The organism is Bordetella genomosp. 8 (assembly GCF_002119685.1).
Classification (GTDB): domain Bacteria; phylum Pseudomonadota; class Gammaproteobacteria; order Burkholderiales; family Burkholderiaceae_B; genus Bordetella_C.
This window is the reverse complement of the sequence record NZ_CP021108.1, coordinates 2,927,903-2,943,065: the sequence shown is the minus strand read 5'-3', so window position 1 is coordinate 2,943,065 and position 15,163 is coordinate 2,927,903. Positions and strand designations below refer to the sequence as shown.

The following is a 15,163-nucleotide window of genomic DNA, read 5'->3' as shown; positions in this document are numbered from 1 at the left end:
TCGCCATCCACGGGCGCCGACCCGTATTCAAGCCACGAGGTATCACCATGAGCTCTCCCGACATCATCAAGGAATTTCCCCGCGTTTCCGCCACCATCGTCGAGCAGGCCGCGCGCTTCCAACCCGCCATCCTGGCCGACGTGAACGGACGCCGCGGCGCCATGCATGGCCGCATCCGGCCGTTGCATCCGTCCATGAAGCTGGCCGGCCCGGCCTTTACGGTCGAAGTGCGTCCAGGGGACAACCTGATGATCCACGCGGCGATGTCGCTGGCCAAGCCGGGCGACGTGCTGGTCATCGACGGCAAGGCCGACCTGACTTCCGCCTTGATGGGCACCATCATGATGACCGCCTGCAAGCAACTGGGCCTGGCAGGCGTGGTGATCGACGGCGCGGCGCGCGACAGCCTGGAAATCGTCGAGATGGATTACCCGGTGTTCGCCGCCGGCACGAATCCGAATGGTCCCACCAAGAACATCGGCGGCCGCATCGGCCATCCCGTCACGGTGGGCGGCGTCACTGTGCACCCTGGCGATTTCGTGATCGGCGACAACGACGGCGTGGTGGTGATCGAACGCGACGAGATCGAAGGCCTGCTGCCGGCGGCCGACAAGAAGGTGAAGGACGAAGCCGCGCGCATCGCCGCGATCAAGGGCGGCGATACGGCTGCCAAGTGGCTGGCCTCCGCGCTGCGCACGGCCGGCGTGCTGAAGGAAGGAGAAACGCTTTGAGCAGCGCCGCGCAAACGCATAAGGGGCGCCCGGCGGTCCTCGTGACCGCGGCCGACCTGGCGCCACAGGCGGTGGCGCTGCTGGATGGCTACGAGGTCGTCTATGCCGGCAAGACGCCGACTGAAGACGACATCGTGGCCCTGTGCCGGCAACACGATCCCGTCGCCATCATCGTGCGCTACAGCAAGGTCGGCGCGGCTGCCATGGACGCCGCGCCGTCGCTGAAGGTGATCTCCAAGCATGGCAGTGGCACCGACACCATCGACAAGGCAGCGGCCCAGGCGCGCGGCATCGCGGTCCTGGCCGCGGCGGGCGCCAACGCGGCGGCGGTGGCCGAGCAGAGCGCGGCCCTGCTGCTGGCCTGCGCGAAGTCGGTCGTCTTGCTCGACGGCCGCATGCGCGAGGGCCATTGGGACAAGTCCACGCACAAGAGCGTGGAACTGGCCGGCAAGACGCTGGGCCTGATCGGCCTGGGCGCCATCGGCCGCCGTGTCGCCCGCATCGCGGCCAGCATGGACATGCGCGTGATCGGCTTCGATCCTTACTCCAAGGACCTGCCCGCCGACATCGCCAGCGTGGACCTGCCGACGATCTGGCGCGAATCGGACGCCATCTCGCTGCACTGCCCGCTGACGGAGGAAAACCGCGGCATGGTGAACGCCGACACGCTGTCGCAATGCAAGAAAGGCGTGATCATCGTCAACACCGCGCGCGGCGGCCTGGTCGACGAGCAGGCCCTGTTGCAGGCCGTGCGCGACGGCCAGGTGCGTACCGCCGGGCTGGACAGCTTCGCCACCGAGCCCATGCGGGCCGGCCACCCCTTCCAGGCCGAACCGCGGATCATCCTGAGCCCGCATATCGGCGGCGTGACGCGGGAAGCCTACGTCAAGATGGGCGTGGGTGCGGTGGAAAACGCGCTGGCCGTCCTGCGGCAGCAGGCCGCGCACGCCTGACCGGGAAAGCAAGCCATGGCCAAACGATGGAAACAGGCGCCGCCGGGCAGTTCCTGGGGCGAATTCGGCGATGACGACCAGCGTGGTCGCATGAATCTGGTCGACCGCGCCAAGGTACTGCAAGGCATCGCGGAAGTGCGCGAAGGACTCACCTTCTGCCTCTCGCTGCCGCTGGACCTGCCCGGCGGCATGGCGCTGAACCCGCGGCGCCTTCCCCCGCGACGCTACGCCACGCTACGCGACGGCAAGAGCGCCGGCGTGCAGGGCTTCTGCTGGTCCTATGCCAGCGAAGATCCCGCGCTGACCGACGTGGTCTGCGACGACGTGCTGCTCATGAACACGCAGTACTCCACGCAATGGGACAGCCTGGCGCACATGGGCAGCCGCTTCGACGCGGATGGCGACGGCGTCGACGAGGCGGTGTTCTACAACGGCTTTCGCGCGGGCGTGGACCTGCACGCGGCGCCGGAGGATTCCAAGGCGGTCGCGGACTGGGCGAGATTTCCCGGCCCGACCGCGAACGCGCTGGGCATCGAGCAGCTCGCGGAACATGGCGCGCAGGGGCGCGGCGTACTGATCGATCTGGAGCACCACGTGGGGCGCAAGCGGGAGGCGGTCGGCTACGACGCGCTGATGCGCATGCTGGACGCGGACGGCATCGCGATCGAGCCCGGCGACATGGTCTGCCTGCATACCGGCTTCGGCGACATGCTGATGTCGATGCGCGGCAAGCCGGACGTCGCGCATCTGCACGCGACGGGCAGCGGCCTGGACGGCAACGACGCGAAGCTGCTGCGGTGGATCGTCGACAGCCGGCTCGCCTGCCTGATTTCCGACAACCCGGCGGTCGAACTGGTGCAGCCGGTCAAGTTCGGCCAGCAGGGACAGCCCATGCGCGGTCCGCGCCTGCCGCTGCACGAACACTGCCTGTTCAAGCACGGGATCCACCTTGGCGAACTGTGGTGGCTGACGCCGCTCGCGCGCTGGCTGCGCGCGCATGGCCGCTACCGCTTCCTGCTGACCGCGCCGCCATTACGGCTGCCCGGCGCCGTGGGATCGCCGGCGACACCCATAGCCACGGTATAGCCGAACGGCAAACCGTCGAGGAGACAACATGAAACTCGCCCGCCCTTTCCTGGCCGCGGCGCTGCTGCTCATCGCTGGTGGCGCGACCGCACACGCTGCTTATCCGGACAAGCCCGTCCGCATCATCGTCGGTTTCTCTCCCGGCGGTCCCACGGACGTGGTGGCACGATCCTTCGCGTCCTACGCCGGCCAGGCCCTGGGCCAGACCTTCGTCGTGGAAAACCGGCCCGGCGCCAATACCATCCTGGCGGCGGAAGCCGTGGCCAAGGCGCCTGCCGACGGTTATACGCTGCTGTTCGGCGCGACCAATCACACCATGATTCCGGCGCTCTACAGCGACCGCGTGAAGTTCGACGCGCTGCGTTCGTTCACGCCGGTCTGCGCCGTGGCCGTCAGCCCGACCGTATTGGTCGTCGGGCCGTCGATGCCCGTGAAGACGCTGGACGGCTTCGTGTCCCGTCTCAAGGCCGAACCCGGCAAGCACACGTTCGCCACGCCCGGCACAGGCAGCTCCGGCCATTTCTACACCGAGCAATTCCTGCGGCTGACCGGCACGTCGATGAGCCACATTCCGTACAAGGGTGCGGCTCAGGCGGTGTCGGACCTGATGGGCGGACAGGTCGATAGCTCATTCGCGACCTTGGGATCGGTCCTGCCACAGGTGCAGGCCGGCAAGCTGACCGCGCTGGCCATCGCCGCCCCGCAACGGCTGCCTCAATTGCCCGATGTGCCCACCTTCGCCCAGGCTGGCGTGCAAGGCTATGCCGCCGACGCCTGGTACGGCGTGCTCGCGCCCGCGGGCATTCCCGCCGACGCGCGACGGAAACTCGAGCAGGTCGCGGCCGCGTATGTCTCCGCGCCGGGCACCGCAAAGAGCCTGGAAGCGCTGGGCGTGCAGCCACGCAGCACCTGCGGCGACGCCTTCCAGGCGCAGATGGCCCGCGAAATCGACGAGTACACCACCCTGGCGAAGGAGCTGGGGCTCAAGGCTGAATAACGCCATATCGCCATAACGCCGCGGGCGCCGGCCGGACCGGCGCGCCCGGCGCAACGGAGGAACGCAATGTTCTTGATCAACCCACCCGACGTCGTCGACTTCGACGTGTGGTCCGCCATGCACGATGCGCACCGCAAGCCGCGGCGCAGCGCCTGGGCCGACGCCAATCGCGGCGGCGCCGTGACGGACTCCTTTCTCGAAGGTCCCGTCTTCGACGATGCGGGCAATCTCTATGTGACCGACATTCCCTGGGGGCGCGTCTTCAGGATAGACCCGGCGGGCAGCTGGAGCCTCGTCGTCGAGTATGACGGCGAGCCCAACGGCATGAAGTTCCTGGACGCCGGCCGCCTGCTGATCACCGATTACAAGAACGGTTTGATGCTGCTGGACATCGCGGCAGGCAAGGTCGAGCCCTACCTGGAACGCCGCAACAGCGAACGCTTTCGCGGCGTGAACGACCTGGTTTTCGACGAGCACGGCAACCTGTACTTCACCGACCAGGGCCAGAGCGGGCTGCATGATCCCAGCGGACGCCTGTATCGCCTGCGCCCGAACGGCCAGCTCGACTTGCTGCTGGACAATGTGCCTAGCCCCAACGGCGTGGCCCTGTCGCCGGACGGCCGCGTGCTGTACCTGGCGGTGACGCGCGGCAATTGCGTGTGGCGGGTGCCGCTGATGGCCGATGGCAGCGTCAGCAAGGTCAGCCAGTTTTTCACGTCCTATGGTCCCAGCGGGCCGGACGGCCTCGCCGTCGACAGCGCGGGCAACCTGCTGGTCTGCAATCCGGGGCTGGGCTATGTCTGGCTGCTGAATCATCGCGCCGAGCCGATCACCGTCTGGCGCAGTCCCAAGGGCATGTCGACCACCAATATCGCGTTCGGCGGACCGGACCGCCGCACGCTCTTCTGCACCGAATCCGTATCCGGTTCCATTCTTACCGCGTCGGCGCCCAATGCGGGGTTGCCGCTGTCGCGGCTGCAAGGCTTGCCCGGCAGGTAAGCCCCAATATCAAAAGGAGACACACATGTCAGCCATCCGAACCAAACTGTCATCGTCCATCCTGCACGCGGCCCGGGCCGTTGCCATGGTCGCCGCGCTGGGCGGCGCCGCGACCGCGCATGCGGCATACCCCGAGCGTCCCATCACGATGGTGGTTTCCTACGCACCCGGCGGTTCGGCGGACGCGCTCGCGCGCCTGCTCGCCCAGCGCATGGGGGCCAAGCTGAATACCAGCGTCGTGGTGGAAAACCGTCCTGGCGCCAGCGGCACCATAGGCGCGGCCTACGTGGCCAAGGCCGCCGCGGATGGCTATACGGTGCTGTACGACGCCACGCCCTTCTCCATCAACCCGCATCTGTTTCCGCAGATGCCATACAGCAACAGTGCGTTGAAGCCGGTGTCGCTGGTCTCGCTGGCGCCCAACATCCTGATCGTCAAGGCGGATTCCAAGTACAAGGACGTCAACGACCTGGTCGCGCAGGCCAAGGCGCACCCGGGCAAGATCAACTTCGCGTCCGGCGGCAGCGGTACGGTGCAACGTCTGGCCGCGGAACTGTTCCGGCAGAAGCTGGGCCTGGACATGGTGCACGTGCCGTACAAGAGCGGCGGCCCGGCGATCACGGACGTGATGACCGGCCAGGTGGACTTCATGTTCAGCACGGTGGCGGCATCGTATCCCCTGGTCGAAGCCGGTCGCGTGCGCGCGCTGGTGATCTCCTCGCCACAGCGCTCGCCGCGGCTGCCCAACGTGCCGACCGTGGCGGAAACGGTCATCCCGGGCTACGAGGTCTACGAGTGGAACGGCGTGTTCGTGCCCGCCGGCGTGCCGGACGATGTGGCGGCGAAGCTGCACGACACCCTGGTGCAGGTCTTGAAGGAAGATGACGTGCGCAAGCGCTTCAGCGACCTGGGCGTGCAGCCGGTAGGCTCGACGCCGGCTGAATTCGCCGAATATCTGAAGAAAGAAGACGCCAAATGGGCGGACGTCATCCGCAAGGGCAACATCCGTCAGGACTGAGCGGTTCTGAACGGCTAGCGGGTGCGGCCGTCCGTGCCCGCGGGCCCTAGCATTTCCTGCTGGGCCACCAGATGGGCGCGACGCCGTTCAGCGCCGGCCTGGCGAACAGGTAGCCCTGGAAGCGCTCTATGCCGGCTGCCTGCAGCCAGCACCAGTCCTCCGCGGTTTCCACCCCTTCGGCCACGATCGTGATACCGAGCGAAGCACAGAACTGGACGATCGAGCGCACGATGGCCTGGCGCGGTCCATCGGCATGCACGCCGTGGATGAGCTTGCGATCGATCTTCAGTTTCTCTGGCTGGAATTCGACCAGCAGGGACAGGCCGGCGAACCCCGCGCCGAAATCGTCGATGGCCAGGCCGATCCCGGCGCGGCGCAATTGCGTGATGGCGGTGGTGAAACCGTCCAGGCGCGAGATGAACTCCTGTTCCGTGACCTCGACGACGAGCTGTTCGGGCGCCAGGTTGTTGCGTGCGAGCTGTTCCAGCAGGATATCGACCGCGCCAGGCACCGCCACCAGCGACATGGGCAGCAGGTTCACGGATATCTTGCAGTCGCCGATGCCTATCCTGTTCACCAGGGCGAAGGCGTAGGCCTTCGCCTCCAGGTCCGCCTGATGAAGCTTGCCCTGGGGGATGGACGCGAAATAGGCTTCGGGGGAACCGCCGGATGCGCTGCGGATCAGGGCTTCCAGCGAGCTGACCTCGCGGCGCAGCGGGTCGACGATGGGCTGCAGCGCGAATTGGCAAGGCTGGCCAGTGAGCGGCACGCCGCCCGCCGCGGCGAAAATGTCGCTGCCGGGCGCGAAAGACCATTCCGACGCATCGCTGCCTTCGACGAAATGGTCTTTCCATTCGCCGGCCGCACAGGCCTTGATGATCTTCAGCACCCTGTCGTCGTAGGTTTGCCTGTTGCGCGCGGTCACGCGGGCGAGCAGCGCGTCCAGGACAGTGCCGGCGGTATAGCGGCGCAGGTCGAAGAGCTCCATGCCGTTTCCACCGAAACGGCGCGACGGCGCGTGGTCACGCAGCAGGCGGACAATCTGGGTGTGGCGCGCATCGCGCAGGATGGATCGATAAAGTGCGTCGACATGTTCGTCCGGGCCTTCCAGCACCTGGAAGAAGTGCACGCCATCGAACAGCAGGATACCGGTCACCTGTATGGCCTGGTTGCGACGACCCGCCGCATCGGCCAATTGATGCAACTCTTCCGCGGACAAGCTTCCGCGCATGCGGCTGCGATAGATGAGCGTCGATAGCATGTGATCCCGTCCCGCATACGCGGACATTGCTCCAGCAGCGCACCTGCTCAAGCAGGTCTTGTGAGTGTCACTCATATTACCTTGACGAGCTTGAGTATGACTTACTTCGCGTTGTAGTGAGGATATCCCGCAACATTCGACATGGGCGGCGGCTACACGCTGGGCATGCCGGCTGCGTTGAGGTCTGGCCACATCCGATGCGGCCACATCCGCACGCTTCCGCGGCCTCGACGGGCCCTGGCCAGCGTCCTGCTTCTCATTCGCGCGGCATCTTCCACGCGCCATCATCCCGAGGCGATCATGAATCCCCAAGCTCCCCAGCGTGTCGACGACGACACCGCACGGCCCTTGACGCGCGCCGCCGGCCACGCATCGCAACGGCCGGCGCGTCCCGATCTGATCGGCTTCTCGCATTTGCGTTGGCATTTCGTCTACCAGCGTCCGCAGCATCTGCTGTCGCGCTTCGCGCGATCGCATCGGGTGTATTACTTCGAGGAGCCCCTGGCCGCCGGTGATGGCGAGGCATGGCTCGAACGTCGCATCGTCGATGGCGGCATTACGGTGCTGGTGCCGCGGTTGCCCGCCGGGATGGACGCGCAGCGGACCGAGGCGACGCTGCGTCGCCTGCTAGATACGGCCATCGCGGACGACGCCATCAGGCCCGCACTGCTCTGGTACTACACGCCCATCGCGCTGGGATACTCCGACCATCTCGCGGCCGACACGGTGGTGTACGACTGCATGGATGAGCTGTCGGCATTCCGAGGCGCGCCGCCGGAGCTCACCGCGCGCGAGGCGGAGCTGTTGAATCGCGCCGACATCGTGTTCACGGGCGGCCATAGCCTGTATGAGGCCAAGCGCCGGAAACACCCCAACGTCCACTCCTTTCCCAGCAGCGTGGACGTGGCGCATTTCCGCCAGGCCCGCACGGGCGCCGCCGAGCCCGCCGACCAGGCCGCGATACCGCACCCTCGGCTGGGCTTCTACGGCGTGCTGGATGAGCGCTTCGACTGCGAACTGGTGGCGCGCGTCGCGGCCGCCCGTCCCGGCTGGCAACTGGTCTTCATCGGTCCGGTCGTCAAGATCGATCCGGCGACGCTGCCGCGCGCCGCCAACATCCATTACCTGGGACCCAAGGGCTACAACGATCTGCCCGCATACCTGTCGGGATGGAACGTGGCATTGATGCCATTCGCCCTGAACGAGTCGACGCGATACATCAGCCCGACGAAGACGCCCGAGTACATCGCCGCCGGACGGCCGGTGGTCAGCACACGCATCGTCGATGTCGAGCGCAGCTATGGCGCTTGCCCGCTGGTGCGCATCGCCGATGACGCCGGGAGCTTCGTACAGGCCGCCGAAGCGGCCCTGCGCGATGCCCAAACGCCCGCCACCGTGGCCGCCCAGGCGGACCGCGCGCTGGCGGGCATGTCGTGGGACCGCACCTGGCAGGACATGTCGGAACGGCTCGCCGAAAGGCTCGCCGAAGGGCTCGCCGACAGGCTTGCCGAAAGGCTTGCCGATGGGCTCAGCCGGCAGGACGAGGCATCCCGCCCGCCGGCGGCGCCGGTGGTGCCGATGCACGGCAGGAACGCAGCCAGGGAAGGCCCGACGCGCCCGGCCCGGACGCCGCCCGCCTCACGCTCGCCCACCGCGCGCTACGACTATCTGGTCGTCGGCGCCGGATTCGCCGGCTGCGTGCTGGCTGAACGGCTGGCCGCCGGCCTGGGCCAACGCGTGCTGGTGATCGATCGTCGGCCGCACATAGGCGGCAACGCCTACGACTTCGTCAACGACGCCGGCGTGCTCGTCCATCGCTACGGACCGCACATCTTCCACACCAATGCCGACCAGGTCGTGAAGTATCTGTCGCGATTCACCGGCTGGCGTCCCTACGAACATCGCGTGCTTGCCAGCGTCGACGGCATGCTCGTGCCCATGCCCATCAATCTGACGACGCTGTCCACGCTGTACGGACAACCGTTCACCAGCGAGACCGCCCAGGCCTTCCTGGCCGAGCGCGCCGAGACCCATGTGCAGATCCGCACCGCGGAAGACATGGTGGTGTCGCAGGTCGGCAGGGATCTGTACGAGCGCTTCTTTCGCGGCTACACCCGCAAGCAATGGGGTCTGGACCCGTCGCAGCTGGACAGGAGCGTGACCGCGCGCGTGCCCACCCGTACGTCGCATGACGACCGCTATTTCACGGATCGCTTCCAGGCCATGCCAGACCAGGGGTATACCTGGATGTTCGAGCAGATGCTGGACCATCCGAACATCGACATATGCCTGGGAACGGACTATCGCGAACTGTGCGGCGCCGTGCCTGCGCGGCGGCTGGTCTACACCGGGCCCGTCGACGAGTACTTCGACTACTGCTACGGCGCGTTGCCCTATCGTTCGCTGGTCTTCCGTCACGAAACCTATGACCAGGCGCAATTCCAACCGGTCGGCGTGGTCAACTACCCGGCGGAAGACGTTCCGTATACGCGTATCACCGAATACAAGCATCTGACCGGGCAACACCATCCCCGCACCAGCGTCACCTACGAATACCCGAGTGCCGACGGCGATCCCTACTACCCGGTCCCGCGGCCGGAGAATGCCGAGCTATACCGCCGTTATCAAGCCCTGGCCGACGAGCGCCCGCACGTGCTGTTCGTCGGCAGGCTTGCCACCTACCGCTACTACAACATGGACCAGGTCGTCGCGCAGGCCTTGGCGGCCTACGGGCGCATCGAGGCCGGACATCGCCCCGGGCCGGCAGTGGCGGCCCAGGCGGTGGCCTGACGGAGGCGGACGATGACGTCTGTCTTCCGCAGTTTCCTGCAAGGCGGATTCGAGTGCTCGACGCTGAAGTTTCCGGACGGCAGGCGCCTGGACCTGCTGGAGAGCACCGGCCATGCGCGCCACGCGCTGGCCGACTTCCGGGCCCTGTCCGCCTGCGGCATCCGGACCGTGCGCGACGGCCTGCGCTGGCACCGCATCGAGCGCGAGGACGGCAGCTTCGACTGGAGCAGCGCCCTCGGCCAGATCGATGCCGCCGTGCGCAGCGGCACGCAGGTCATCTGGGACCTGTGCCACTACGGCTGGCCCGAACACCTCGATATCTGGAGCCCCGGGTTTCCGCAGCGCTTCGCCCGCTACGCCGCCCGGGCCGCCGCGCTGATACGCGAACGCTGCCCCGGCGTGCCCTTCTACTGCCCGGTCAACGAACAGTCGTATTGGGCCTGGGCGGGCGGCGAAATGAACCACTTCGGACCTTGCGGCACGGGCCGCGGCGAGGAGCTGAAGCGCCAGCTCGCGGCCTGCACCGTGGCGGCGATCGAAGCGATACGGCAGATCGACGCGCGCGCCCGCTTCGTCCTGGCGGACCCCGTGATCCGCGTCGCGCCCGCCACGCCGGAGGATCGCGTCGCCGCCCACCACTGCACGCTGGCCCAGTACCAGGGCTGGGACATGGTGCGCGGCAGCATGGCGCCGGAACTCGGCGGCGCGACCGAGTACCTGGACATCATCGGCGTGAACTTCTATCCCCACAACCAGTGGTACCTGAACGGGCCGACCCTGCAGCGTGGCGCCCCGGGCTACCTGCCCTTGCGCGAATTGCTGGCGCGGGTTCACGCGCGCTACGCAAGGCCGATCCTGATCGCCGAAACCGGCGCGGAAGGCGAACAGCGCGCGGCCTGGCTGCGCTATGTCTGCGATGAAACGGCGGCGGCGATGGCACAGGGCCTGCCCATCCTCGGCATCTGCCTGTATCCCGTCACCGACTATCCCGGCTGGGAGGACGACAGGCACTGTCCGACCGGGCTGCTGGGCTACGCCGACGCCGACGGACGCCGTCCCGTCGACATGGCGACGGCGACCGAACTGTTCCGGCAACAGCGCCGCTTCCGGGATCTGTCCGAAGCGCCCGTCCATGTCGCGGCCTCCATGGGCGCGCGTTGATCGATGCCACCTCGCCATGTCCGCCCACCAGTCCATCCCCGCCCGTCCGCTTCCCTTCTTGTTCCATTACGTCAAGGCCAGGCCGGGCAGCTTCACCTGCCTGGCCTTGCTGATCGTCGGCGCGGCGAGCTGCGCCGTCGCCGTTCAATACGGCATGAAGCTGATCGTCGACGCGATGGCCGAACCCGACCGTGCCCGCGCCGATATCTGGCATCCGCTGGCTTTCTTCCTGGTGCTGATTGGCTTGGAAAGCGCCTTGTGGCGGTCGGCCGGATGGCTGGGATGCCGCACCATCGTGGCGTCCTGCGCGGACATGCGCATCGATCTGTTCGATCACCTGACCGGACACTCCCTGCCTTTCTTCAGGCGCCACCTGACGGGCGCGCTCGGCAATCGCATATCGGCCACGGCCACCGCCAGCGCCTCGATCTATGGAACGATGACCTGGAACGTGACGCCGCCCTGCGTGGAATTCATCGGCGCGACGGTGGTCCTGCTGACCATAGACTGGAAACTCGCCATGGCGCTGACGCTGTTCGTGGCGACCGTGGCCCTGGTCATCGTGCTGTTCGGCATACGCGGCCGCAAGCTCCACGAGACCTACGGCATGCACGCATCGCGCGTGGGCGGCGAGATCATCGATACAGTGTCGAACATCTGGACGGTGCAGGCATTCACCGCGCACCAACAGGAACATGACCGGCTGAAATGGCAGGTCGAACAGGAGGCCCGCGCCCAGCGGCGCAGCTGGATGTACCTGGAAAAGGCCCGCGTGCTGCACGATATCTGCCTGTGGATCATGGCCGGGTCGATGCTGTTCTGGGCCTTGTACGCCTGGCGCCGCGACGTCATGACGACGGGCGATGTCGTGGTCGTCAGCGCCCTGGCGTTTCGCATCCTGCACGGCTCGCGCGACCTGGCCCTGGCACTGGTGGGCACCGCGCAGCAGTTCGGCGTGATAGGCGAGATGCTGGGCGTGGTGGCGCAACCGCATGGCATGAAGGACCTTCCCGATGCGCGCGTCTACGAACCGCGCGGCGGTCGGATCGAGCTGCACGATGTCCACTACGCCTACCCCGATGGCCACCAGGTCTTCCGGGGACTGGAGCTGCGCGTCCCCGCCGGACAGAAGGTCGGCGTGGTGGGCGCATCCGGCGCGGGCAAGTCCACGCTGCTGAACCTGTTGCAGCGGCTGGACGACGTCAGCCGCGGCAGCATCCTGCTGGACGGTCAGCCCGTGGCGGCGATCACGCGCGACAGCCTGCGCGGGGCGATCGCAGTGGTGCCGCAGGACGTGCCCTTGTTTCGCCGCACCATCATGGAGAATATCCGCTATGGCCGGCCGGAAGCGACCGACGAAGAAGTCTACGAGGCGGCCCGGCTGGCGCACTGCGACGAGTTCATCGACCGGCTGCCGGACGGCTACCAGACGCTGCTGGTCGAACGCGGCGCCTCGCTATCGGGCGGACAGCGTCAGCGCCTGTCCATGGCGCGGGCTTTCCTGAAAAACGCACCCATCCTGCTGCTGGACGAAGCCACGTCCGCGCTGGACAGCCGGTCGGAGGTGCGCGTGCAGCAGGCCTTGAACGACCTGATGCGCAATCGCACCGTGCTGGCCGTCGCGCACCGCCTGTCGACGCTGTCGTCCTTCGATCGGATCATCGTGCTGGACGAAGGCCGCCTGGTGGAAGACGGCCCGCCCGACGTACTGCGCGAACGTGGCGGGCTCTTCGCCACGCTCTGGCACATGCAGAGCCGCCAGGAGCCGCTGGAGGAAAACCTGTCGATGCGATAGGACCGCGTGACGGCGTGACGGCGTGCTAGGGCACACCGCCGCCGCTACCGCCCGGTCATGCGCCGGCTTCGCGCCGCACCGCCTCGAACAGCGGCGCCAGCAGATACGCGAACGGCGTGGCGATGGGCACGTGACGGTCCTCGTACCAGCCGGCCTGATGCAGCAGATTCAAGGTCCCCAGTGTCCGGCCCTCGATCACCACGGGCACGTTCAGCACCGAGTCGCAGCCCAGCGACTTGATCAGCTCGTGGTCGAAGAACGCCCACTTGATGTCTTCCTCGGTATTGCCGATATACGGTTGGCCGCGCGTGATGACCAGGTCGCCCCATGGCGTGGGCCCCATCTTCTTGGCGCCGCTGACCGGATATGCGTCCGGTTGATTGCTGTACAGGCGTATCACCTGCTGCGCGTCCGGCGAGGTATACAGGATGGTGAACAGCTTGTGCCCCACCAGTTCGCCCAGCGCCTGGTCGATGCCGCGAAACAGCGCTTCGCGCCCGCCCCGCACCGCGGCCGCGGCGCAGGATTGATTCAGTAATTCCAGTGCTCTCGATTCCATATGGCTACCTATCAGTGGTTGGGACGATGGCTGTCGGCTCCCGCCGGGCGTATGCGTTCCGGCAGGATGCCCTGCGAACGCACCTGCAGGATGGCGACCAGCGCGGCCGCGATGATGAAATCGCGCAGGGCCGCGGCCTGCACCGCCGACAATGCCGATGTGAATTCCGCCAGCATGCGCGTGCCTTCAAGCAGGGCCATGACCAGCAACGCGCCGACCACCGCGCCCATGGGCCGTGCGTTTCCGCCGGCCGTCGCGGCCAGGAACACGTAGATGGTCAGCAAGGGCGCGACCAGGTCGGGCGCGATGTAGGAAGTGAAATGCGCGTACAGCGCCCCGGCCAGGCCGGCCAGCGCGGTGCCGATGGCGAACGCGGCCACCTTGTAGCGCGGCACATTCTTGCCGGCCACGAGCGCGACCACGTCATCGTCGCGTATGGCGCGCAGCACGCGGCCGTAGGGACTCGCGGCGATCCGCGCCAGCAGCCAGGCGGCCAGCGCGGCGATCAGCCAGGCCACCAGCAGGTACGCGGTGTTGAACCATGGGCCCAGCTCAGCCTTCATGGGGCCCGGTATGCCGGAAATACCTTCGGCACCCTTGGTCAGCCAGTTCTCGTTCAGCGCCACCAGGCGCACCGTTTCGGCGAAGCCCAGCGTCACGATGGCCAGGTAGTCGCCACGCAGTCCTCGCGTCGCATACGTCATCACCACGCCCGCCGCGCCCGCGGCCAGCGCGCCCAGGATCCAGCCCGCCAGGATGGGCCAGCCCAGCTGCGTGGTGACGATGGCCGAGGCATACGCACCCACGGCGAAAAAGCCGACGATGCCCAGGTTGACCATACCGGTGTAGCCCCAGATCACGGTCAGGCCCAGGGCCAGCAGGCAGTACACGGCCGCCAATGTAAGGGAGAACGCCAGATAGGAAAGCATGGCTGTGCCTCAGCGCCGGCCCATCAGGCCCTGCGGTCGAAAAGTCAGGAAGACGAAGATGGCCACGAAGCCTACCGCGCTGCGATAGGTGGGTGGCAGCCAGATCAGCGCGACCTCCTCGGCCACGCCTATCGCCACCGCGCCGATCACCGCGCCCGCCGGACTCGCCAGGCCACCCAGCACGCTGGCCGCGAAGAAGGTCAACAGGAAGCGGCTGCCGGTCAACGGGTCGATGCTGGTGTCGATGCCCAGCAAGGCGCCCCCCACGCCAGCCAGTCCCATGCCCAGGAAGATGGTCAGCGAGGCGATGATGTCCGGGTCGATTCCCTTCAGGCGCGCCAGCGTCGGATTGTCGGCCACCGCGCGCATCGCCTTGCCCATGCGCGTATAGCGGAAGTACAGGAACAGGCAGGCCGTCACGGCCACGGCTATGCCCAGGTTGGCGAACTGCTGCGGACTGACCCGTATGCCGCCGACGCTCACGTCGCGCATGATGGGCACGTCGAAGCTGCGCAGGTCATTGCCGAACGCGAAGCGCAGGATGGCCTCGAGCGCCAGCATGATGGCGATCGATACGATGGCCACGGTCAGGCCGCCGTCGGACGATGGCACGCGCCGTAAGCGCCGCATGCCTATCCAGTCGCACGCCAGGCCCACCAGGCCGGCGCCGGCGAAGGCCACCGGGATGGTGGCGACCGGCGGCAGCCCGGCCCGCACATTGGCCAGGTAGGCCAGGTAGGCGCCGACGCTGGCCACCCCGGCCACCGCGAAATTGGGAAAGCGCAGCACCGCGTACATCATGGACAGGCCTACCGCGGGCAAGGCGATGGTGGCGCCGGCGATGATCCCGTTCGCCAACGCTTGCAACAGCTCCGTCACGGGTG

13 protein-coding genes are annotated in these 15,163 nt (G+C 67.2%); 9 read left to right on the top strand and 4 right to left on the bottom strand.

Features of this window, described 5'->3' with window-relative positions; genetic code table 11:
• Positions 1 to 47: 47 nt before the first annotated feature.
• The 6 genes from CAL12_RS13405 (at position 48) to CAL12_RS13380 (ending at position 5,784) form a co-directional block, all read left to right on the top strand.
• Positions 48 to 731 carry an RraA family protein gene (locus CAL12_RS13405; RefSeq protein WP_198298444.1) on the top strand — a complete coding sequence of 228 codons (684 nt, stop codon included), beginning with the start codon at positions 48 to 50 and terminating at the stop codon, positions 729 to 731.
• A gap of 41 nt (positions 732 to 772) precedes the next feature.
• Positions 773 to 1,684 (top strand): hydroxyacid dehydrogenase, encoded by a 912-nt coding sequence (locus CAL12_RS13400; RefSeq protein ID WP_086067862.1) that lies wholly within the window; start codon positions 773 to 775, stop codon positions 1,682 to 1,684.
• Between the two features lie 15 nt (positions 1,685 to 1,699).
• Positions 1,700 to 2,770 carry a cyclase family protein gene (locus tag CAL12_RS13395; RefSeq protein WP_086064895.1) on the top strand — a complete coding sequence of 357 codons (1,071 nt, stop codon included), beginning with the start codon at positions 1,700 to 1,702 and terminating at the stop codon, positions 2,768 to 2,770.
• 28 nt (positions 2,771 to 2,798) lie between these two features.
• Positions 2,799 to 3,767 carry a Bug family tripartite tricarboxylate transporter substrate binding protein gene (locus tag CAL12_RS13390; protein ID WP_086064894.1) on the top strand — a complete coding sequence of 323 codons (969 nt, stop codon included), beginning with the start codon at positions 2,799 to 2,801 and terminating at the stop codon, positions 3,765 to 3,767.
• 66 nt (positions 3,768 to 3,833) lie between these two features.
• The gene (locus CAL12_RS13385; RefSeq protein ID WP_086064893.1) at positions 3,834 to 4,766 is read left to right on the top strand and encodes an SMP-30/gluconolactonase/LRE family protein; all 933 of its coding nucleotides are present in this window, start codon (positions 3,834 to 3,836) and stop codon (positions 4,764 to 4,766) included.
• 85 nt (positions 4,767 to 4,851) lie between these two features.
• On the top strand, positions 4,852 to 5,784 hold the full coding sequence (locus tag CAL12_RS13380; protein ID WP_086067861.1) for a Bug family tripartite tricarboxylate transporter substrate binding protein: 933 nt from the start codon (positions 4,852 to 4,854) through the stop codon (positions 5,782 to 5,784).
• Positions 5,785 to 5,830: 46 nt separating this feature from the next.
• On the opposite strand, the gene CAL12_RS13375 is transcribed toward CAL12_RS13380, so the two are convergent.
• Positions 5,831 to 7,045: a diguanylate phosphodiesterase gene (locus CAL12_RS13375; protein ID WP_086064892.1), complete on the bottom strand. Its 1,215-nt coding sequence runs from the start codon at positions 7,043 to 7,045 to the stop codon at positions 5,831 to 5,833.
• 300 nt (positions 7,046 to 7,345) lie between these two features.
• Here CAL12_RS13375 and glf point away from each other — a divergent pair, with 300 nt between their 5' ends.
• Genes glf through CAL12_RS13360 form a run of 3 tightly spaced genes read left to right on the top strand, consistent with a single transcriptional unit; the run spans position 7,346 to position 12,791 of the window.
• On the top strand, positions 7,346 to 9,835 hold the full coding sequence (gene glf, locus CAL12_RS28695) for a UDP-galactopyranose mutase (protein WP_086067860.1): 2,490 nt from the start codon (positions 7,346 to 7,348) through the stop codon (positions 9,833 to 9,835).
• A 12-nt stretch (positions 9,836 to 9,847) separates the two neighbouring features.
• Entirely contained in the window at positions 9,848 to 10,996 is a 1,149-nt protein-coding gene (locus CAL12_RS13365; RefSeq protein WP_086064891.1) for a beta-glucosidase, read from the top strand.
• 16 nt (positions 10,997 to 11,012) lie between these two features.
• A complete protein-coding gene (locus CAL12_RS13360; protein WP_086064890.1) occupies positions 11,013 to 12,791 on the top strand; it encodes an ABC transporter ATP-binding protein in 1,779 nt (592 codons plus the stop codon).
• A 55-nt stretch (positions 12,792 to 12,846) separates the two neighbouring features.
• Here the strand turns inward: CAL12_RS13360 and CAL12_RS13355 are convergent, their stop codons facing one another.
• Genes CAL12_RS13355 through CAL12_RS13345 form a run of 3 tightly spaced genes read right to left on the bottom strand, consistent with a single transcriptional unit; the run spans position 12,847 to position 15,158 of the window.
• Positions 12,847 to 13,350, bottom strand: coding sequence for a GAF domain-containing protein (locus tag CAL12_RS13355; RefSeq protein ID WP_086064889.1), 504 nt, complete (start codon positions 13,348 to 13,350; stop codon positions 12,847 to 12,849).
• 11 nt (positions 13,351 to 13,361) lie between these two features.
• A complete protein-coding gene (locus CAL12_RS13350; RefSeq protein ID WP_086064888.1) occupies positions 13,362 to 14,279 on the bottom strand; it encodes a branched-chain amino acid ABC transporter permease in 918 nt (305 codons plus the stop codon).
• A gap of 9 nt (positions 14,280 to 14,288) precedes the next feature.
• Positions 14,289 to 15,158, bottom strand: a complete 870-nt coding sequence (locus tag CAL12_RS13345) for a branched-chain amino acid ABC transporter permease (protein ID WP_086064887.1) — start codon at positions 15,156 to 15,158, stop codon at positions 14,289 to 14,291.
• Positions 15,159 to 15,163: the final 5 nt, after the last annotated feature.

Bases quoted from the DNA above. Each gene is read 5' to 3' on its own strand.
- CAL12_RS13405 (WP_198298444.1), top strand. From the start codon at position 48: ATGAGCTCTCCCGACATCATCAAGGAATTTCCCCGCGTTTCCGCCACC.
- CAL12_RS13395 (WP_086064895.1), top strand. From the start codon at position 1,700: ATGGCCAAACGATGGAAACAGGCGCCGCCGGGCAGTTCCTGGGGCGAA.
- CAL12_RS13390 (WP_086064894.1), top strand. From the start codon at position 2,799: ATGAAACTCGCCCGCCCTTTCCTGGCCGCGGCGCTGCTGCTCATCGCT.
- CAL12_RS13385 (WP_086064893.1), top strand. From the start codon at position 3,834: ATGTTCTTGATCAACCCACCCGACGTCGTCGACTTCGACGTGTGGTCC.
- CAL12_RS13380 (WP_086067861.1), top strand. From the start codon at position 4,852: ATGGTCGCCGCGCTGGGCGGCGCCGCGACCGCGCATGCGGCATACCCC.
- CAL12_RS13375 (WP_086064892.1), bottom strand. From the start codon at position 7,045: ATGCTATCGACGCTCATCTATCGCAGCCGCATGCGCGGAAGCTTGTCC.
- glf (WP_086067860.1), top strand. From the start codon at position 7,346: ATGAATCCCCAAGCTCCCCAGCGTGTCGACGACGACACCGCACGGCCC.
- CAL12_RS13365 (WP_086064891.1), top strand. From the start codon at position 9,848: ATGACGTCTGTCTTCCGCAGTTTCCTGCAAGGCGGATTCGAGTGCTCG.
- CAL12_RS13360 (WP_086064890.1), top strand. From the start codon at position 11,013: ATGTCCGCCCACCAGTCCATCCCCGCCCGTCCGCTTCCCTTCTTGTTC.
- CAL12_RS13355 (WP_086064889.1), bottom strand. From the start codon at position 13,350: ATGGAATCGAGAGCACTGGAATTACTGAATCAATCCTGCGCCGCGGCC.
- CAL12_RS13350 (WP_086064888.1), bottom strand. From the start codon at position 14,279: ATGCTTTCCTATCTGGCGTTCTCCCTTACATTGGCGGCCGTGTACTGC.